Consider the following 19,548-nt stretch of genomic DNA (forward strand, 5'->3'; position numbering starts at 1 on the left):
ATCATTAGTTGATAAACCTGACACAATAAAAATACTTAAAACAAAAGGCCACCCTTATTTATAGATTTAAGCGATCATTTTAATAATAGCAATAGATACAGACTATCGAAAAGAGAGGATCGATCATTCAAAACAATTTTCAAAGATTATGATTAGTTGTGTAAAATTGAAAAATTATATAGTGGTTAGACCTGTTCTTGTGAGTGGGGAGCTGAATCAGGGATAATGAATATAAAAACACTCGAAATTGCGGACAAAAAACTTAGCGTTACTGCAGAGTTCAAACCCGTCATGCACCTTTCTGGAAAAACTATTTTCCGCTACGAAGTTCTTGCCAAAATTTATAATGCCAGCGATCGTTGGCTTTCAGTGGAACAATCCTTCGATATTCTTGAGAGAGAAGCCATTAAAGCCATTAACGATTTTTTGTTTGAGACCGTCTGCGAACTGCTGAAAATGAAAGAAGGCATCACGGTTTCATTCAAACTTCCCGCTCAGTTAATGAATGATATGGCGTACCTTGCCAGCCTTTACCAGCAGTGCGGGCATCATCACGTATCGCCGCAACGCATTGAGATTGAGATTGGCGAGTGGCTGACTGATATACCACAGACGCCTCGTCAGGCATTTTTACAGCAGGCGAGAACCTATGGTTTTATGCTCTCGTTAGATGATTTTGGCGCCCGGGATGAAGCCGCCGACAGTCTGCGGCTGTTTCGCTTTGACACAATTAAACTCGCGCGAACGCTGGTCTACGGAATTGCCGCCAGCCCGGCAAAATTATCAACACTTCACAATTTGATCGACAAGGTGATCCCGGCAGGCACACATGTAATTTGCGAGGGTGTGGAACGTTCATCCGACCTTGCTCTGCTCAGCCGCTACAGCCATATCGGCATCGAGGGGTACATTTTCTCTCCCCCGTTAACCTTCAGTCAGTTGCGGCTGCTGGAAGACTTTTAACCTTACTGCCCTGCGTCTTTACGCGTACAGATGATAGCTTTGTCATCCGTGTGTTTGCTGTCCGAAAAGAAGAAGGCTTTTTTACCGCTGGAGAGCTGCGTGATGATGTTGATAGCGACCCAGTTGGTCTGGTTGTTCTGATCCTGGCTGTCGGTATAAATCAGCGAGCGACCAGTATAATCGTCAGAGATATTGAACGGCTTCTCTTGCGGATTGGTATAGCGGTGGCCGTTAACGGTAAGCCCTTCAGGCTCAACAACAGCGGTATATTCATCGCAGGAGAGGTTGATACCAGCGGCGAACGAACATGCGGAAAAGAGAGTAAAACTGCTGACCACAATAAACCTGATCATAAGCATCCCGAGTCAATTTTAACGCAATGATAATACAGCGCCCCGAAGCCGGGACGCAGAGAAAAGAGATCAGTTATAGAGCGAAGGTTCACCGAGCGGACGGGTTTTGAAGCGGCGATGGATCCACAGATACTGTTCCGGCGCGCGCAAGATTTCGCGCTCAATCACTTTATTCATATAACTGGCTGCCGCAAACTCATCCTCGCCAGGATAATCATTTAATGCAGGACCAATATGCAATGAATAACCTGAGCCATCGGTTTTGCGCACCATCGTCACCGTCAGCATTTTAGCGCCCGACAGGCGCGAAAGTACAAACGTGCCGTTGGTAGTGGCGGCATTTTTCACCGAGAAGAATGGCGCGAAGGTACTGCCCTTGCGGCCATAATCCTGATCCGGCGCGAACCAGACAGCTTCACCCTGTTTTAACGCATTCACCAGCCCTTTCAGGTTACGGCGGTCGATCATATTTTTATTTGAACGCATACGTCCACGCGTCTGTACCCACTCCATCAGCGGGTTGTTGTGCGGGCGATAGGTGGCCATCATCGGCTGGCACAATCCCATCACGCGGCCGCCCAGCTCCAGCGACATGAAATGCACGCCGACAACCATCACGCCCTGCTCGCTGGCCTGCGCGGCCTGTAAATGCTGGTAACCTTCAACATCAAACCAGCGGCGCACGCGCTTATCTGACCAGAACCATGCCATGCCGGTTTCAATTAACCCCATACCCAGCGACATAAAGTTTTTGGCAATCAGCGCATCACGCAGCGCTTCGCTCATCACCGGAAAACAGAGTTCAAGATTACGGCGCGCAATACGTTCGCGACGCTTCAGAAAACGGCGGGAGTGATGTCCAAGCCCTGCGCCAAGGCGGGCCAAAACGGGATAAGGAAGTTGAACGAGCAGCCAGAGCAAAGCCAGGCCGACCCAGGTCACCCAGTGGCGCGGGTGTAAAAATGAGAGTTTAAACGATGTCATCACTGTTACCTTAAAGCCTAAATTCAGTAGCGCTTAAGGAGACAATGAATCACTTCATCAGGTCATTATGCGTTACAGCTATTCGCCGCGGCAGAAGGTGCCGAAACGGTACATCCAGTGCCACGCACTATAGCACGAAGCGTTAAAGGGAGATGGAGAGAATAATGAAGAAAAGGTGAATATTTTCGGCGGATTGCTTCCGCCGAAACTGGTCAGACAATTGCAGTGGTCAGACGGGATGAGCAGCAAAGCCGCGACTGTTCATCAAACAGATCGATTTGCCAGACCTGATGACGTCCGCCCGTATGTAGCGCACGGCAAACGCCGCGCACCCGGCCGCTGCGCACCGAACGCAAGTGGTTAGCATTCACCTCCAGCCCGACCACTTTTTGATCCCCTTCGGTGCATAAATAACCAGCCACCGAGCCAAGCGTCTCCGCCAGCACGACCGACGCACCGCCGTGCAGCAGGCCAAACGGCTGGTGCGTGCGTTCATCTACCGGCATGGAGGCTTCCAGCGCATCATCCGTGATGCGCTCAAAACGAATATCCAGCAGACCAACCATATTACCGTCGCCCATAGCATTGAGCGCTTCCAGCGTGACTGCACGTTTCCAGATCATCCCAGTATCTCCAGCAAAGCCTGTAATGGATGGCGCACCCCGTTACCCTCAACGCGCTTCACCTGGCTACGGCATGAGTAGCCGGTCGCCAGACAGCGGTTACGCGGCAGACGCTGTATCGCCTGGTGCCAGGAAAGCTCATAAATGCCCAGCGAACTGGCGTGGTTCTTCACTTCGTGGCCGTAAGTACCAGCCATACCGCAGCAGCCCACGCTGACATTTTCCAGCTTCGCGCCGAAACGAGCGAAGATCGTCGCCCACTGCCCCGTCGCGCCCGGCAATGCCGTCACTTCCGTACAGTGGCCAAACAGATACCACGGTTCACCGCTCACCGCGCGGGCCTCGACATGCTCCAGCGCCGCAGGCAACCACTCATGCACCAACTGAACATGGAAATCACCGCGCTTATCGCCCAGCGCCAGTTTGTACTCGTCGCGATAGCATAGCACCAGCGCCGGATCGACGCCCACCATCGGCATTCCCAGTTGTGCCACGCGATTGAGGAAATCGGCGGTCTTCTGCGCAGTTTTGGCAAAGCGATTGAGGAACCCTTTAATGTGTTGCGCCTTGCCGTTCGGCGAGAAAGGTAGCACCACCGGCTCAAAGCCGAGTTTCTCCACCAGCCGCACAAAGTCAGCCACCACCTGCGCATCGTAATAGCTGGTAAACGGATCCTGTACCACCAGCACCGTTTTCGCTTTCTGCGCCGCATTGAGCTGTTCAAGCTGCTCCAGCGTCATATTTGCCGTGCGGTGACCCACCATCTGACGCTGCAGGGAGGGCACCGACAGCAGCGGTAAATCGACCATGCCGATATGTTTGGCCGACAGCGAACGCACCCACGGCTGACTCATAAAGAAGTTAAACGTCTTCGGCGCCCGCGCCATCAGCGGCGCATAGCTTTCTACCGTAGCAACCAGATGATCGCGCACCGGGCGCAGATAACGGCTGTGATAAAGTTGCAGGAAGCGCGAACGGAATTCCGGCACATCGATTTTAATCGGACACTGCGTGGAGCAAGCTTTGCAGGCCAGGCAGCCGGACATCGCCTCTTTCACCTCGTGCGAGAAGTCATACTCACCACGCCGTGCATGCCAGCTGTTGCGGGTACGCTCAATCAATGTACGCAGGCTGGCGCGTTTCTCCGGCAGCTCTTTTTCCAGTTTCAGCGGATCAACACCACGATCCGCCAGCAAGCGCAGCCACTCACGTACCAGCGTCGCGCGCCCTTTCGGTGAATGGATTCGGTTAGCGGAAATCTTCATCGACGGGCACATCGGGCTTTTCACATCAAAGTTAAAGCACAGACCGTTACCGTTACACTCCATCGCCCCACGCCATGAAGTGCGCACCGCAATAGGAATTTGCCGATCCAGAGTCCCGCGTTTCACGTCATCCACCTGTTTCATTGGCGCATCCACGCCCTCCGGAGGACAAATTTTACCGGGATTCAGGCGGTTCTCAGGATCGAATGCCGCTTTGATTTTTCGCAGCTCGCCATAAAGCTGAGCGCCGAAAAAGGCCGGGCTGTACTCGGCGCGGAACCCTTTCCCGTGTTCCCCCCATAGCAGACCACCATATTTCGCCGTCAGCGCCACCACCTCATCAGAGATGGATTTCATCAATACTTCTTGCTGCGGATCGCACATGTCCAGCGCCGGACGCACGTGCAACACCCCGGCATCCACGTGACCAAACATGCCATAGCTCAGACCGTGGCTGTCCAGCAGCGCGCGGAACTCAACGATATAATCCGCCAGATGTTCCGGCGGTACGCAGGTATCTTCAGCAAACGGGATCGGTTTGGCCGCCCCTTTAGCGTTACCCAGCAGACCGACCGCTTTTTTACGCATCGCATAAATGCGCTCAATCCCGGCCAGATCCTCGCAAAGCTGCCAGCCAATGACCCCGCCTTCACCGTTGGCCATCAGCGCATCCAGCCGCTGGCACAGCGCCGCGACCTGACCGTCAATCAATTCCTGATCGTCACCGGCGAACTCAACAATATTCAGGCCGAGCAGCGTTTTATACGGCACATCGGTAATCAGCTCTTTTACTGAATGCCAGACGATATCTTCCCGTGCCAGGTTCAGGACTTTCGAATCCACGGTCTCTACCGACAGCGCGCGCGCTTCCACCATAAACGGCGCATTGCGCAAGGCGGAATCAAACGAGTCATATTTGACGTTCACCAGGCGACGCACTTTCGGTAGCCGGGTGATGTCGAGCCGCGCTTCGGTGATAAACGCCAGCGTTCCTTCCGACCCGGTTAACACGCGGGTAAGATCGAACTCCGTCATCTCATCATTAAAGACGTGACGCAGGTCGTAGCCGGTCAGGAAACGGTTCAGTTTCGGAAATTTATCGAGGATCAACTGGCGATTGTCGCGGCAGCGTTCAAGTACGGTTTTGTAGACGCGACCAATTGCCGTGTTGGCCTTGCCCAGCGTTTCCGCCAACGCCACCGGCATCGCCTGCGTGTCGAGAATATCACCGCCCAGCAGCACCGCGCGCACGCCCAAAACGTGATCGGAGGTTTTACCGTATACCAGTGAACCCTGACCAGAAGCATCGGTGTTGATCATTCCGCCGAGCGTCGCGCGGTTACTGGTGGAGAGCTCCGGCGCGAAAAAGAACCCGTAAGGTTTCAGGAACTGGTTAAGCTGATCCTTAATGACGCCCGCTTCAACACGCACCCAGCCCTCTTCCGGGTTGATCTCCATGATGCGGTTCATATAGCGGGACATATCGACAATGATGCCCTGGTTCAGTGCCTGTCCATTGGTGCCGGTGCCGCCGCCGCGCGGCGTAAACACCAGCGTGCGGAAGCGTTCTTCCGCCGCCAGACGGGTTATCAGTGCAACATCGGATGTTGAACGGGGAAAAACGACTGCATCGGGTAATAACTGGTAAATACTGTTGTCTGTCGCCATCGTCAGCCTGTCGGCATAATTCGTGGCGGTATCACCTGTAAAACCTTGCTGCTCCAGTGCTTGCAAAAAATTCAGCACCAGCTGAACAACGCCGGGTGCCTGGGAAATCTGTGGGATCATTATGCTTGACCCTGCCTGATGGTGAGTGTTGTGAATAGTTAATCGTTTGCTTTAAGCATGCATCGTTGTATCACATTTTTTTCTTATACGCCCAGAGAATTGCAGGCACAATCGGGCTGGGCAAACGCGCTGAAATCATTAATCATTATCACGGGCGTCTTCCTGCAAGGCCCACTCTTCAGCAACTTAATAAAGGTGTGTAAATCATATGGTTGATCTACGTCAGTCCAGGGATGTGCCGCAAGTGATGCTGTCGGTACTGTTTTTAGCAATCATGATTATCGCCTGTTTGTGGATTGTTCAGCCCTTTATCCTCGGTTTTGCCTGGGCGGGAACCGTAGTGATAGCCACCTGGCCGTTGCTGTTACGTCTGCAACGCCTGCTATTTGGCCGACGCTCGCTGGCGGTGCTGGTGATGATGTTGCTCTTAATCCTGCTGTTTATTGTTCCCGTTGCCCTGCTGGTGAACAGCCTGGTGGACTCCAGTGGCCCGGTTATCCATGCCATTACCACCGGTTCGATGTCACCGCCCGATCTCGCATGGCTGCACAGCATTCCGCTGGTCGGTGAAAAGCTCTATAGCGGCTGGCATAACCTGCTGGATATGGGCGGCACCGCGATCATGGCGAAACTGCGGCCTTACGTTGGCGCAACCACTACGTGGTTTGTCGGCCAGGCCGCGCATATTGGGCGTTTTATGCTGCACTGCGGCCTGATGCTGTTATTCAGCGCCTTGCTCTACTGGCGTGGTGAGCAGGTTGCGCAGGGGATTCGCCATTTCGCCGTTCGTCTGGCGGCCAGGCGCGGCGATGCGGCGGTACTCCTCGCCGGTCAGGCTATCCGCGCTGTGGCGCTGGGCGTGGTCGTGACCGCGCTGGTGCAGGCGGTTCTGGGCGGAATCGGGCTGGCCATTTCTGGCGTCCCTTACGCTACGCTGCTCACCGTCGTGATGCTGATGACCTGTCTTATTCAGATTGGGCCATTGCTGGTGCTGGTTCCGGCGATCATCTGGCTTTACTGGAGCGGCGATTCCACCTGGGGTACCGTGCTGCTGGTCTGGAGCTGCGTGGTCGCCACGCTGGATAACTTTATCCGCCCGGTGCTTATTCGCATGGGCGCAGACTTACCGCTGATTTTGATCCTCTCCGGCGTCATCGGCGGGTTGATCGCATTTGGTATGATCGGCCTGTTTATTGGCCCGGTGCTGCTGGCCGTCTCATGGCGTCTTTTCTCCGCATGGGTGAATGAAGTACCCGAACCGACCACGCGCCCAGAAGATATATTGAATGACGAGCAAAATTCGGGAGCCTCTTCCTGAAATAGTCTTAAGGCGGGGTAGCCCGCCTTAAGTAATTATTAAGCCACACTTATCATTTAAGATAATAAAATCTGGTCAGACCCCTCTGTAGCCCGCAGAATGCGGCATCTTCGGCATATATTCTTCAAGACTATTAAACTAATGAGACGAATCTGATCGACTCAAAAAATCAGCATGCCTACTATAAGTCCACGGTTATAAATCAACACCTTGGTTTATAAGCATGGAAATCCCCTGAGTGAAACAACGAATTGCTGTGTGTAGTCTTTGCCCATCTCCCACGATGGGCTTTTTTTTCACCTCAAAAACGTCACTTCGCATTACCGGCCACCGCGCATGTACCATTATCAAGCGCTGCGCCAACAGGCAGATAATCTAACGCTAAATGTACTGCGCTGACGTCCCGGCCATCACAGGCCCGTATATGATCATTATACGAGGCGCAGCCGTTGAGCACCGTACAGGCCAGTACAGCAATAACCATCAATAAACTTTTCATGCAAACCATTCCAGATAATACAGGTGAGTCAACATTGCATTTAAAAAAACGCACGCTGATGCAAAACAAAAAAATTAACGACTAAAGAGAGTTGGAGAAGTAGAAATAAATAGCAGAGATCGCGTAAATCCTTATCCCACTCTGCCAGCAAACAGATTGTGTTGCGCCAGAATATGATCAACCACATTGCGTAACCTTCCCTGCAACGCCATATAAGCCCGGCGATCGCCCGCGTAATTCACCCACATGGCACCTTCAGGTTCCACTTCCACAAAGCCTGTTTGCCCATTACAAATAAAATGAACGTAATGCCGTTCATGGTTTTTTTTCATATTACATTGCCTCGAAACACGCCGCTTAAATAAAGCATGAAATACTATGCGGGATAAATAAAAGTGAACGAAAGGGATTATATTCAGGGTAATTATCAATACAATAAATATATTCAGGATCGCGGCACAAATAGCTTACGATCACACGCATAGCTTACGTTTATGTGAGAAATAAAGTGGGCTTGTTATTTCTCACATGTATTTGTTATCTGCATGCTAACCAGAAAAACAGCCCACCTGGCGATGGGCTGCGGTTTGCTAGCGGTTGATTTCGCAGTGGCTCATCATCCTCCATGCGGCTGGCAGCACCCGCGTTTCACCGGTAACATTCACCGTTGCTGTCGCGCGTATATCTCCCGATGACGCGCCAGCCCGCAACTCAAACTCCCCCGGCTCGACGATGCGCTTGCCGTCGCGCCGCGTGAAATTGAGCATATCCACGGGCAGCGTAAAGGTCAGCGTTGCGGATTCTCCTGGCGAAAGGTCCACGCGCTGGAACGCTTTCAGCTCCTGTACCGGCCGCACCATCGAAGCCACTTTGTCGCGCACGTAGATCTGCACAACCTCGCCGCCGCTGCGTTCGCCAACATTGGTGACCCGAACCTGCAATGCGATCTCGCCATCAATAGCCACTTCCGGCGTTAACAACACCAGAGGCGCGTAATCGAACTGCGTCCAGCTCAGGCCGTAGCCGAACGGGTAGCGGGAGCCAAAATGGAAGGCGAACGGCGTCCCGCCGCTTTTCAGTTTGTGGTTGTAATAATAGGGCATTGCGCCCGCGCTTTTCGGCACGCTCACCACCAGCCGTCCCTGCGGTTCCGCGCGGCCGGTCAGCACATCGGCAATTGCGTAGCCGCCCTCCTGGCCCGGCGCCCATGCCATTAACCAGGCGGCGACACGCGTTTCCAGCCCTTGCAAGTTGTAAGGGCGCCCGCCGGTCATCACCACCACCACGGGTTTACCGGTCTCTACCAGTGCCTCAAGCAATCGCTGTTGTACGCCCGGCAGCGAAAGACTGTCCGTATCGGAGCCTTCACCCACCGTGCCGCTCTGGAATAGCCCGGCGAGATCGCCCACACAAGCAATCACCACATCGCTCTCCTGCGCTGCACGCACTGCCTGCGGGATCAGGCTTTGATCCATGGAAACCGGCGATTGCTGCATCGGTTTGCCGGAGGCATCGCCCGGGAAAACCGGCGCTCCCGCCATGCGTTTTTCAATGATATGGCAACCTTTCGCATAGCGAACATTGCCCTCGCCCAGCGCCTGGCGCAAGGCTGCCAGCGGCGTGGTAACCTGCGAGGTCTCTTCCAGCATATCGCTGATGATCAAATGTACCGGGAAGCTGTAACCGCTGAGCAGGGCCAGCGGATCGTCCGCTGTCGGGCCAACCACCGCCACTTTTGCTGCTCCTCGCAGCGGCAGAATGCCGTTGTTCTCCAGCAGGGTCAGCGAACGGGTTGCCACGTCACGCGCAGCCTGCAGCGCCGCATCAGACTGCAACACGATGCGACGCTCATCCGTATAGGGCTGTTCGAACAGCCCAAGGCGGAATTTAACCGCCAGCACGCGGGCGACAATTTCATCGATCTTCGCCATCGAAATCAGTCCGCGCTCAACCGCCTCCGCCAGATGACGGGCGCAGTCATCTTTCGGCAATTCAATATCCAGCCCGGCGTTGAAGGCTAATGCCGCCGATTCTGCCGCATCATGACTGACGCCGTGATGCTGATGGAGCAGGCTGACACCGCCATAATCGGCAACAATAATGCCATCAAAGCCCCACTCTTCGCGCAGCAGCGTGGTCAGCAGAAAATGATCGCTGTGCCCAGGTTGATTATCGATGTCGTGATAAGCGGGCATCACCGAACCGGCTTTCGCCAGTTTGACAGCCATTTCAAAGGGCAACAAAAAGGTGTCGTTAAGTTCGCAAAAACCCAGGTGCACCGGCGCATGGTTGCGCGCGCCTTCGCTGAAAGAGTGGCCAACGTAGTGTTTAAGCGTCGCCAGCATATCGCCCCGCTCACCCTGCAACCCCTCAACATAAGCGCAGGCCATCACGCCCACCAGCCACGGATCTTCGCCAAACGTCTCCTCGGTGCGGCCCCAGCGCACATCGCGCGAAACATCCAGCACCGGCGCCAATCCCTGCTTGCAACCGGTGCTGCGCGCTTCTTCGCCGATTTGCTGTGCGGTGCGTTTGATCAGCGCCGGGTCCCAGGTCGAACCATAGTTGAGCGATGAAGGAAATAGCGTGGCGTCTTTGCACAACAAGCCCACCAGGCACTCTTCGTGAAACAGCGCCGGGATCCCCAGCCGCGTCTCTTCTACCATGGTTTTTTGCAGCCGGTTAGCGGCTCTTACGCCGCTTTTCGCATCAACAATATGCGTACCGAGCGGACGGGTAATCTGCCCGATACCGCGCGTTAACCGTTCCGCCAGCGCCGCCTGGGCACTGACGCCAGCAAATTCGTCGCTCAGATCGCTGCGTTCACGGTGCTCGCCATCTTCTGACAGCACCAGCCACAACGCATGCATCTGGGCGAATTTCTCTTCCGGTGTCATCCTGGCAAGCAGATCGGCCACGCGTTCGGAAACCGGGCGGCCAGGGTCCTGATAAATTGCGCTCATCGGGTCACTCCTGTGTTACTGAAATCCGGGGAAGTTTGTGGGGTTGTCACTGAATTGCTGGCGTCGCGTTTGCGGATCAGTTCGCGGGCAATCGTGTTGGTCAGCTGGCTATTCAGTTTGTAGCGGGTAAGCAGCAGCACCATGCCAATAAATAGCAGACACGGGATCAGCGTAAACAACGCATTGATAGTGGTCAGTACGCTGGCCGTTTGCTGCGCCTGATTTGGTACATAATCCACCGCGCCCAGCACCCAGCCAACAACGGCGCCGCCCAACGCAAGACCGAACTTGATGGCAAACAGCGCCGTCGAGAACACCAGGCCATCAAGGCGTCGCCCGCTGCGGTGCTCTTCGTAATCCACCACATCGGAAAACATGGTCCACTGTAGCGGCGTGGTGAGATTCTGAATAAAGCTGAAAACAATGTTGAGGCCGAATATAAGCCACACTTGTGTGGGCGGAATGATAAATATCAGCGCGGCAAACACCACAAAGGTAATGATGGTCCACTGATAAGCACGAACACGATCAAATTTCCCTAACAAACGTGCGGAGAATAATGCGCCAAGCAGCGCTGCAATCATGCCGGAAACAATAAAGGTAAAGACCATTTCCGGGCGCTGTAATACATATTTGACGTAATACATAGTTGCCGAACCGCGCGTAACCACAGCGGTAAGCAGTAAAATATTAAACAGAAAAACAATGCGCCACTGGCTATTTTTCGCCAGTAATTTGAGATCGCTAAATATTGATCCTGAGCTGTCATTATGCGGCGTATAACGCTCACGGGTCATAAAGAAGCAGCCGAAGAACAGTAAAATACCCAGCACGCCCATCATACTCATAGCGTAAAAATAGCCCTTCTGATCGTTACCGTTACCGAGCTGCGCCACCAGTGGTAACGCAATCACCGTCACGATCAATCCGCCGATAAACGACAGGCAAAAACGCCACGATTGCAGGGAATGGCGCTCCTGCGGGTCCATGGTCAGCGCGCCGGGCATGGCGCAGTACGGTACATTTATCGCGGAGTAGATAAAACTCAGGATCGCGTAGGTCACGCAGGCATAAATGATTTTTGCCGTTGGGCCCGCATCCGGCACATAGAAAGTGATAATGCAACTGACGCCAAACGGAATCGCAAACCACAGCAGCCAGGGACGGAAACGTCCGTGACGGGTTTGCGTGCGATCGACCAGTGCGCCAATACAGGGATCGGCAAACGCATCAATCACACGCACCACCAAAAACATGGTGCCCATAATAGCGGCGGGTAAACCAAAAACATCGGTATAGAAATAAGCGAGAAACAGTGTGGCCGTTTGCCAGACCAGCGCGCTGGCCATATCGCCGAGGCCATAACCTATTTTATCTTTGGTACTAAGAACAGAGGTGAGGGTCATTTTTTATCAGCCTTGTGAGGTGAAAATGGATATTTCAACCTGACGCGAACAGGGCTTCGCGCCGCTTACTACAGGCTAAAGTATTAGAAGAAGCGCTCACCCGGACAATTGTGATAATTACCAGGCTTTTTACGTTTTTTAGTAATTGTGATCGCCGACGAGTTAGCGGCAAAAATAAAAAAATCCCCGACATTGTGTCGGCATCCGCATGCCAGCCAACAAAATAAAATCAATAATAATCATAAAGATGAAAGCAATACTGATTATGTAACCAGTATTTATTTAGTGCATTTTTTCTCAATTCAGGCTAATTTTGTCGTCCCAGTCCCCCACACAGCACCCCACAGGACACCAGTAAGGAACGACATATGGCTTTTTACACGGTAGAGAAAAGAATCAAATCAGACGGCACCCTGCGCTACCGTTGCACTGTTGGGGTGAAAAAGGCTGGGAAATATATCTATCGTGAGAACAGGACATTTGGAAAATTGTCTCTCGCAAAAGCATGGGGAATAAGCAGGGTTTCGCATATAGAAAGCAATGGGATCCCTTCCGATGACCAGTCACCAAAAGTGACGCTGGGTGAACTTATACAAAAATACACAAGCCACCCAAACATAAAATACGGACGTTCAAAAGCTGATGTACTAAAACTGATATCCCGATCACCTGTAGCCAACGTTGCAGTTTCTGATTTGTCAGCAGGTACACTCATTGAGCATTGCGAGCAACGACGGGCCTGTGGTGCAGGTGCTGCGACGGTAGCACAAGATCTGGCTTATATTGGTTCTGTCCTTAAAGCGGCTAAACCGATTTTTAATATTGATGCAGACCTGCAGGCATATAGTCTGGCCAGGCAAAACCTTACGCAAATGAAAGTTATAGGGCCAACACAGAAGAGAAGTCGGCGCCCCACGCGCGAGGAATCTGAACAGATTATTGCCGGCTTAAGAAACAGAGAAATGACCTCCTATAAAAAAGTCCCTTTCTCTGACATTTTTTTATTTTCCATACTAACCTGCATGCGTATTGGGGAAGTTTGCAGAATTCAATGGGAAGATGTCGATATGCAGCAAAAGGCTGTTCTGGTCAGAGACAGAAAGGATCCGAGAAAGAAAGCCGGAAACCACATGCTGGTACCATTACTTGGAGAATCCTGGGATATATTGCAGAAACAACCAAAAATCTCAGAAAGAGTATTCCCCTTTAACAGTCGAAGTGTCACGCAAACATACCGCCAGGTGCGCGATAAGCTCGGTATAGAAGATTTACGCTATCACGATTTACGCCGGGAGGGCGCCAGCAGGCTATTCGAGTCAGGTTTTACCATTGAAGAAGTAGCCCAGGTCACAGGACATAAGTCACTGAATATCCTTTGGCAGGTTTATACCGAACTTTTCCCTAAATCGCTGCATGTAAGACTGGAGCAACTGAAAAAAGAAAGGCACGGACAGGTTTAAAGCATTACCAGACAGTCCCTGTCAGCCCCTTTCTACTATTTATTTAACGCTGCGATTCTCCCCTGCTGGAGTCCATTCAATACCCTTGCCGCATCATGCTCTTGCATACGTGTGATGTGGCGCATTTGATTGCACACTTCTACTGGTCACGATCTTTTCCGTGACACCAATTGATGCACGTTTAAGCGCTTGGTTGAATGCGATAACAGTGACGGGACGTTCTTTATACTTAACCCGGTTGGAATGACTCTGAAAGATAAATGTATCATCAGGATAAGCCTGTTTTCGTCTATTTATAATATTCAATACAGCAGTGGGAATATGTATAGATTTCTCTTTAAGGCGCCTTTTTTGCTTAATTATTAAATAATTACCTATAATATCACTATACTGCAACTCAACAATCCTACCCACACTTACAGGAATATAATAAAGGAAAAGCCACAGATCTGACCATGTATCGCTGATCAGCCTTAATTTGTAGTTAATAGCCGCAACTTCTTGAAACGTTAGCAAACCCTTATACCTGAGCTAATTTAGGACATCTGTTACACACTTTACTAAATTGCTGCTCAATAATAAAACCATGATACATCACATAACCACCTCCAGAATAAAAACATGAAAAGAGGTTATCACCCTGTGAAGTTAGAAAATGTCAGCTCAACGCATTCAGCACCATGTTTCCATTCGTGAAAATATACTCGTAATATTTTCTGTGCTGCTGGCTGTGCCAGCGCCAGCGGATACCGATCTGCCTGCCATAAAAGGCCGAATAATCATACCATCCGTATTTGATGTACATCTCTGTGCCAGTGCTGCTGGATGATAACTGGCTTATCCAGTCGCGCGGCGGCGGGCAGTGGTTAGACGGGTTAACCACAGCGATCACACCATTCATCCGGGTGTTGGTCACCACGCCATCTTTAAGCTCTACCTTAGTCCACATCTCATCCGCAGTCCCCGTGGACCAGACGCCGAAGGGCAGCACCTCCTGCGTATCGATGGCAATGATATCCAGCGCTGACCAGCCCACATCTGTGTTACTGGAAGAGAGATTTTCTTTCAGGGGAATTACCAGTTTGTCTATCTTCCAGGCGTTCTGCGTGGCGCTTTCGGATGTTCGCGAAAGGGTCAGCGAAGGAATGGTGGCGCCAGCCATGTCATAATCAGCGGATGGATCCGCATAAACGATATCAGGGAACACTTTCTTAAACGCCCCCCCGTCGTTCACCCAGGCTGTAACCACGGATTTAAATTCGCCGCCCTCGTTGATATTCAGCGCGCTGACAGGTGCAAAATCGCCCCCTGCAGTTTTACGGTAAATGGTCATGGTTCAGCTTTCCTCAATCTGGTACCAGATATGACCAGCAGCGTATCCGCTCGCGTCTGCGGGGGCCGCATCGGTCGATATGGTGTAACTCACCCCGATGTTTTGCCGCGCCGTTGCAGCATCGGCCACGTCAGAAAGGTTATTTTCAGCGTCCAGATAATCCCCCGCACCATTTAATGACCAGTTGCTGAATACCGGTGTGGCCGCCGTGGCGTCCTCGCAGTAGCGGTGATAAACGTCCGTGGTGTTGTACGGGTAGTAAATCTGTCGGATGCCGGTTTCCGTGGTCCGGATAACGTCCAGCATGCCCGCCAGCGAAACGGGGTAATGCCGTTCCGTGGTGGCATAGCCCGTCAGGGACTGGAACTTACGACCCGGAGAAACCACAGTGTTCAAATCCGCCGTTCCGAGCGATTGTGTATCCTGAGGAACTGCGCCAGTATCGGCCGCCGTCAGGGCGTCTTTCGTTGCCAGCACCCCCAGGCCCAGATTTTCGCGCGCGTCCGCCTGCGCATCCCCGCCACCGGCCGCAATTTCGGACAGGTTGTTGGCAATCAGAAGCCGGGTTTCCTGAATAACCTCTTCCATTGCCGTGATCGTGATCGAATCCGTGATGCCGGAACTGGCCCCGGTCAGTGACAATGTGGCGGTGCCCGCACCGCTGACTGTCAGCGTACCATCGGCGGATAACGTCGCCACAGAGGCATCCGTGGACGCGGAGTTAACCGTCTCTGTGTAATTTGCCGGTGAATAGTTGATGGTCAGGGGATAGCTGTTACCGGCCAGCAGGCCTGCAGGTACCACACCGATGTCGATCGAGGTCAGGTAAAGCTGTTGCGTGACAGCGGCTGTTGCCGTCAGGCCAGTGGAAATACTGGCGATGATGGTCTGGGTACCGGATTTGCCCGCCGCCGCGGTATACAGCCCGCTGCTGTTGATACTGCCCAGTGACGGATCGGATACTGACCATGACACCGGATAACCCGCCGCCAGCGCCGACGGCAAAATCGTGCCGGTAAACTGCTGCGAGGTTCCCGCGTTCAACGTCACCGATGCAGGGCTGATGACAATGGCAGAGGGTGTTTCCGCACCGACTTCCGATTCAGCTTTGTCAGTCTTGATGATGTACATCGCCGCAACGTTTTTCGGACGGGTTTCATCGCCGCCAGTCAGCAGATCGGCATTTGGAGAGTTATGCCAGTTGGGGTCATCACCACCGGCATAGCGAAAGCCTCCTGGTCCACCAGCATCTCCCAGACCGTTCAGACTGCCCACGTTATCAAAGCCAAGCCAGCGGGAATAATGATAATGCTTACGAAACGCGTCGCTCTGGAATGACAGAATCGCACGGTTTGAATCCGGATCAACGGATGACCCGTGCGCCCATGCACGCACAAAATTACCGCGCCAGTCCGGCACGCGCCCGGACGGGTACAGCGCGGCCAGTTCCGGGTTCTCTGCGGTATCAAACGTCTGGCCATTCAGTTCAAGCCAGCCTTCCGGCGGCGTGGTGTTTCCCCACAGGATGATTGCCCCGACCGGCAGAATGAATGGAGCCATTGCTGTAGTAATAGTTTGATGTAACTGGTCATCCAGATAGTCGGCCAGTTGTTTTACCCGGCGTGGCGTCATCACCTGCACGCTGCCATCACCGGCCAGAGCTTCCTGTTCGGTTGCCTCACGCTGAATATACAATTGCCATTTCGTCGCATCAGCACCCGGCGTTGCGGTGTTGTTGCTGACGAGCGACAGGTACAGATCGCCGTTATAATCCACCACCACGCCCGCATCGTAACCGAAAGCAGCCCCGTTATTGTTCGCGGTAGTAATCCACTCGGGATAGCCGTTCGTCTGGTACTGACGAATCGCGCCGGTAATGGCGTTCAGCACCGCGTTCATGGCCTCGCGCTCAACGGGTTTTGCACTGGCATCCGCACCCGGATCTTTTGCGTAGTCAGGCCCCCAGCCTGAGGGATAGCTCACGGAGCCATTAGTGGGTGCCGCGTCCGGGATGGTTTGTCGGTCACCGAACGATGCGAACGGTACTCGGAAAAATTTCTGATCCATTCAGTACTCCAGAAAATAAAAAAGGCCGCGATATGCGGCCTGAAGATGCGTTAAGTGGGTAGTTAGTCCGGGATTTGATACGCCAGTTTGTAATCACCGGCAGTGAGAGTTTTGAAACTGACGCTGTCCGCATACCAGCGGATTTCCACTTCCGCAGGCGTCTGTAACTTCCAGGCGGAAACTTCGTTCACACTGAGCACATTGCCGGTGATTTCCGCTTTATCGGCTGCCGCATCGGCAATATGCAGCGCGTAAGCGAAAGCCAGCCTATCAGGCACACCCGCAGGCCACAGTTGCGCCCACTGGGCGGCAGTGAGAGCTGACACTGCTGCGGCTGTCATTCCCTGAGCGATTAATTTTTCGGCCCCCGCGGTATCGGCAGTCAGTGCCCCGATACTGATCCATGCGGTACCGTCAAAAACAACGTAGTCGGTTAAATCCCGGGTCACGGCCACCCGTGCTGCGCCAGCGCCGGTCAGGCTGGCTGTGATGGTCGCGCTGTTGATCGTGCTCCATGCTGACGCGCCTGTCAGTTCCAGCGGCAACGCAATCTGGTCGTCGGGGGTTAACACCCCGCTAATCTCCACGCTTTCGCCGGTAACCAGTTTGTATGAATCCCCCAGTTGCTGCTGCATAGCCTCCGTCAGGGTAACGCTGGCCACGCCCTGATTTGCGATGACGGTACCATCAATCGCACCGACGACCTCTGACAGCGCACCGCTGACCACGGTGTAATATTTGCCGTCACTGCCGTTTAACAGAAACCGGGTGGAAGGATCGCCCAGCAGCTCGAGTTCACCCAGGGTCACAGACCCGGACTGGAATACGGCGGTCACCGTTAACCGGTAATAAAGCCAGGCGGCCGGGGCCGGAATAGTGACTGTTGTCTGCGCATCACCGACGTTACTGGTACTTGTCCCGTTGGCCAGCAAGGTAAAGTTTGTGCCGTCATTGCTTCCGTACAGGGCAAATGTTTTGGGGTTATTCTGGAAGGGCTGTGACACAGTCCGGTTTGTGATCCTGAAGCGGTTCACTTTTTTAGCTTCAGGTAATTTGATCTGAATCCATTGCGTCGGGCCGGATAATGTCACCCATGCAGTAGTGGCTACCCGGTCAAACGCAGAATAAGCCGGAGAGCCTGAATCATATACACTGCTTGCACTCACCGTATATCCGGCAGGTGCGTTGTTGGCTGTCATTTTGGGAACGATGCTGTTGTCCGCATTGGTGGACAACACGAGGGATTTTCCCTTTTTAAGCACCTCCGCGCTGAACAGGCCACCCTCCGCAGCGGTGACGTAATTTAGCTGTGTGATCAGCCCCAGTTTAGCGTTAAAGACGATATCCGCCGTGGTATTAAAACCGGCCTCACTGCCTGCGGGGAAAGCGTCCTGAGTGTATGACTTATTCTGCTGCCCCTGCTCGGACTTCAGTGCGTAGGCACATAAATTAAAACCGGACTGTGGGGCAAAACTGAAGGAATGCACCTGGCCTGCTGTGGCACCGGCGCGGTCCACGACGATATAACCACCACCACCACCGGCACCACTGCCGGAGGCGCTGATGATAGTTTTCCCGCTGACCGGACTTTGCCCCAGCGTGATGCCGGCCCCCGCTTCCAGCGAGTTAACGATGAGCGCCTGAGTCTGCTGCGTGAAATCAGCAATATCGGCGACGGCGTGCGTGTGCTGTGTGGCGGCAGCGCCCATCTGCGCTGGCGTCGGCGCCAGGTTACCGGAGCCGGTCAACGACAGACCGAACAGCGAGCGGATGTTGCTCCCGGACACCAGCACATCCTGCTTTGCGCTCCATGCCGATTTCTCTGCCGGGGTAACAAATTTCCGGTCAGCCGTCTCGTTAATCTGGTCAGCGCTGTAATCCCCCGCCTGTGCCGTCACGGCCCCGGTGCGCCCGAATACAGATGACACGCCGGAAACCGTGGCTGACTGGCCCTGCACCCAGTTTGCCGCCACTGCCGGGTTAGCGCCGCCATTGAGGTAAAATAGCGTGTCGATGTCCGCCTGAGCGCAGATAGTGAGGTTTGCCGACGACGCCAGCGCCAGACGTGCGGTCTGGTCAGCAGCAGCAACATAACGGGATGCGATGGCGGAGAGCTGCGCCGCCGGAATTTTTCCGGACGCGTCCAGTTGCAGCCAGCCGTTGGCGGTGTTCGCGAGTGACACCTGAACATAGCGCACATCACCGCGCGCCTCGCTGAAATACTGCGGATGCGGGTCAGCATCGTTTTCGTGCGCCGTCAGCAGGCTATCCGCCGTTCCCGCCGGGTCCGCGCCGACATCACTCACAGTCAGCGTGACGGTACCGGATTTACCGTTGACGGAGCGCACCTGCGCCGTCAGCAGGTTATCGACGCGCTGTTTCAGCCATTTCGTGCGGTTCGCCAGCCGCTGCGCCTGCTCGTTATCCGGGCCGATATCCACACCATCGTATCCGCGCGCGGGCGTATCCAGCTCCAGCAGCGGGATGTCGGCGGTGAATTCATTCAGTTCGGTGATACTCGGCATG

At 53.6% G+C, this 19,548-nt stretch carries 15 protein-coding genes and 1 other RNA gene; 4 read left to right on the forward strand and 12 right to left on the reverse strand.

All coding sequences use genetic code 11. From position 1 onward, the window contains the following. Nucleotides 1–225 precede the first annotated feature (225 nt). Nucleotides 226–963: an EAL domain-containing protein gene (locus Y71_RS15055; RefSeq protein ID WP_007374735.1), complete on the forward strand. Its 738-nt coding sequence runs from the start codon at nucleotides 226–228 to the stop codon at nucleotides 961–963. A 2-nt stretch (nucleotides 964–965) separates the two neighbouring features. Here Y71_RS15055 and Y71_RS15060 read toward each other — a convergent pair whose 3' ends face one another. The 4 genes from Y71_RS15060 to ydiJ all read right to left on the reverse strand — a co-directional run bounded on the left by Y71_RS15060 (nucleotide 966) and on the right by ydiJ (nucleotide 5,976). Next, nucleotides 966–1,316: a hypothetical protein gene (locus Y71_RS15060; RefSeq protein WP_007374734.1), complete on the reverse strand. Its 351-nt coding sequence runs from the start codon at nucleotides 1,314–1,316 to the stop codon at nucleotides 966–968. A gap of 69 nt (nucleotides 1,317–1,385) precedes the next feature. Further along, nucleotides 1,386–2,300 carry a kdo(2)-lipid IV(A) palmitoleoyltransferase gene (gene lpxP, locus Y71_RS15065; protein WP_007374733.1) on the reverse strand — a complete coding sequence of 305 codons (915 nt, stop codon included), beginning with the start codon at nucleotides 2,298–2,300 and terminating at the stop codon, nucleotides 1,386–1,388. A 212-nt stretch (nucleotides 2,301–2,512) separates the two neighbouring features. After that, nucleotides 2,513–2,923, reverse strand: coding sequence for a 1,4-dihydroxy-2-naphthoyl-CoA hydrolase (menI, locus tag Y71_RS15070; protein WP_007374732.1), 411 nt, complete (start codon nucleotides 2,921–2,923; stop codon nucleotides 2,513–2,515). Beyond that, nucleotides 2,920–5,976: a D-2-hydroxyglutarate dehydrogenase YdiJ gene (gene ydiJ / locus Y71_RS15075; protein ID WP_007374731.1), complete on the reverse strand. Its 3,057-nt coding sequence runs from the start codon at nucleotides 5,974–5,976 to the stop codon at nucleotides 2,920–2,922. The genes menI and ydiJ overlap by 4 nt, the downstream gene beginning before the upstream one ends. 208 nt (nucleotides 5,977–6,184) lie before the next feature. Between ydiJ and ydiK the strand changes: the two genes are divergently transcribed. Both ydiK and rprA read left to right on the forward strand, forming a co-directional pair. Continuing rightward, on the forward strand, nucleotides 6,185–7,294 hold the full coding sequence (gene ydiK / locus Y71_RS15080; RefSeq protein WP_007374729.1) for an AI-2E family transporter YdiK: 1,110 nt from the start codon (nucleotides 6,185–6,187) through the stop codon (nucleotides 7,292–7,294). A 191-nt stretch (nucleotides 7,295–7,485) separates the two neighbouring features. Further along, nucleotides 7,486–7,593: antisense sRNA RprA (gene rprA, locus Y71_RS15085), an RNA gene on the forward strand. Between the two features lie 11 nt (nucleotides 7,594–7,604). Here rprA and Y71_RS15090 read toward each other — a convergent pair. The 4 genes from Y71_RS15090 to Y71_RS15105 all read right to left on the reverse strand — a co-directional run bounded on the left by Y71_RS15090 (nucleotide 7,605) and on the right by Y71_RS15105 (nucleotide 12,162). Continuing rightward, nucleotides 7,605–7,793 (reverse strand): hypothetical protein, encoded by a 189-nt coding sequence (locus tag Y71_RS15090; RefSeq protein WP_007374728.1) that lies wholly within the window; start codon nucleotides 7,791–7,793, stop codon nucleotides 7,605–7,607. Between the two features lie 131 nt (nucleotides 7,794–7,924). After that, complete coding sequence (locus tag Y71_RS15095) at nucleotides 7,925–8,125, reverse strand: hypothetical protein (protein WP_007374726.1); 201 nt, start codon at nucleotides 8,123–8,125, stop codon at nucleotides 7,925–7,927. A gap of 258 nt (nucleotides 8,126–8,383) precedes the next feature. Next, entirely contained in the window at nucleotides 8,384–10,756 is a 2,373-nt protein-coding gene (locus tag Y71_RS15100; protein WP_007374724.1) for a glycoside hydrolase family 3 N-terminal domain-containing protein, read from the reverse strand. Next, nucleotides 10,753–12,162, reverse strand: coding sequence for an MFS transporter (locus tag Y71_RS15105; RefSeq protein ID WP_007374723.1), 1,410 nt, complete (start codon nucleotides 12,160–12,162; stop codon nucleotides 10,753–10,755). Before Y71_RS15105 ends, Y71_RS15100 begins: the two co-directional genes overlap by 4 nt. Before the next feature lie 368 nt (nucleotides 12,163–12,530). Here Y71_RS15105 and Y71_RS15110 point away from each other — a divergent pair, with 368 nt between their 5' ends. Further along, entirely contained in the window at nucleotides 12,531–13,622 is a 1,092-nt protein-coding gene (locus Y71_RS15110) for a site-specific integrase (RefSeq protein ID WP_007374722.1), read from the forward strand. Between the two features lie 93 nt (nucleotides 13,623–13,715). On the opposite strand, the gene Y71_RS15115 is transcribed toward Y71_RS15110, so the two are convergent. The 4 genes from Y71_RS15115 to Y71_RS15130 all read right to left on the reverse strand — a co-directional run bounded on the left by Y71_RS15115 (nucleotide 13,716) and on the right by Y71_RS15130 (nucleotide 19,547). Continuing rightward, entirely contained in the window at nucleotides 13,716–14,138 is a 423-nt protein-coding gene (locus tag Y71_RS15115; RefSeq protein WP_035943398.1) for a hypothetical protein, read from the reverse strand. Nucleotides 14,139–14,280: 142 nt separating this feature from the next. Further along, entirely contained in the window at nucleotides 14,281–14,955 is a 675-nt protein-coding gene (locus Y71_RS15120) for a hypothetical protein (RefSeq protein ID WP_007374721.1), read from the reverse strand. A gap of 3 nt (nucleotides 14,956–14,958) precedes the next feature. Beyond that, nucleotides 14,959–17,022: a tail fiber protein gene (locus Y71_RS15125; RefSeq protein WP_035943396.1), complete on the reverse strand. Its 2,064-nt coding sequence runs from the start codon at nucleotides 17,020–17,022 to the stop codon at nucleotides 14,959–14,961. 62 nt (nucleotides 17,023–17,084) lie between these two features. Next, nucleotides 17,085–19,547, reverse strand: a complete 2,463-nt coding sequence (locus Y71_RS15130; protein ID WP_007374718.1) for a discoidin domain-containing protein — start codon at nucleotides 19,545–19,547, stop codon at nucleotides 17,085–17,087. Nucleotide 19,548: the final 1 nt, after the last annotated feature.

The sequence above is a fragment of the Kosakonia radicincitans DSM 16656 genome (assembly GCF_000280495.2).
GTDB lineage: Bacteria > Pseudomonadota > Gammaproteobacteria > Enterobacterales > Enterobacteriaceae > Kosakonia > Kosakonia radicincitans.

Bases quoted from the DNA above. Each gene is read 5' to 3' on its own strand.
- Y71_RS15055 (WP_007374735.1), top strand. From the start codon at position 226: ATGAATATAAAAACACTCGAAATTGCGGACAAAAAACTTAGCGTTACT.
- Y71_RS15060 (WP_007374734.1), bottom strand. From the start codon at position 1,316: ATGATCAGGTTTATTGTGGTCAGCAGTTTTACTCTCTTTTCCGCATGT.
- lpxP (WP_007374733.1), bottom strand. From the start codon at position 2,300: ATGACATCGTTTAAACTCTCATTTTTACACCCGCGCCACTGGGTGACC.
- menI (WP_007374732.1), bottom strand. From the start codon at position 2,923: ATGATCTGGAAACGTGCAGTCACGCTGGAAGCGCTCAATGCTATGGGC.
- ydiJ (WP_007374731.1), bottom strand. From the start codon at position 5,976: ATGATCCCACAGATTTCCCAGGCACCCGGCGTTGTTCAGCTGGTGCTG.
- ydiK (WP_007374729.1), top strand. From the start codon at position 6,185: ATGGTTGATCTACGTCAGTCCAGGGATGTGCCGCAAGTGATGCTGTCG.
- Y71_RS15090 (WP_007374728.1), bottom strand. From the start codon at position 7,793: ATGAAAAGTTTATTGATGGTTATTGCTGTACTGGCCTGTACGGTGCTC.
- Y71_RS15095 (WP_007374726.1), bottom strand. From the start codon at position 8,125: ATGAAAAAAAACCATGAACGGCATTACGTTCATTTTATTTGTAATGGG.
- Y71_RS15100 (WP_007374724.1), bottom strand. From the start codon at position 10,756: ATGAGCGCAATTTATCAGGACCCTGGCCGCCCGGTTTCCGAACGCGTG.
- Y71_RS15105 (WP_007374723.1), bottom strand. From the start codon at position 12,162: ATGACCCTCACCTCTGTTCTTAGTACCAAAGATAAAATAGGTTATGGC.
- Y71_RS15110 (WP_007374722.1), top strand. From the start codon at position 12,531: ATGGCTTTTTACACGGTAGAGAAAAGAATCAAATCAGACGGCACCCTG.
- Y71_RS15120 (WP_007374721.1), bottom strand. From the start codon at position 14,955: ATGACCATTTACCGTAAAACTGCAGGGGGCGATTTTGCACCTGTCAGC.
- Y71_RS15125 (WP_035943396.1), bottom strand. From the start codon at position 17,022: ATGGATCAGAAATTTTTCCGAGTACCGTTCGCATCGTTCGGTGACCGA.
- Y71_RS15130 (WP_007374718.1), bottom strand. From the start codon at position 19,547: ATGCCGAGTATCACCGAACTGAATGAATTCACCGCCGACATCCCGCTG.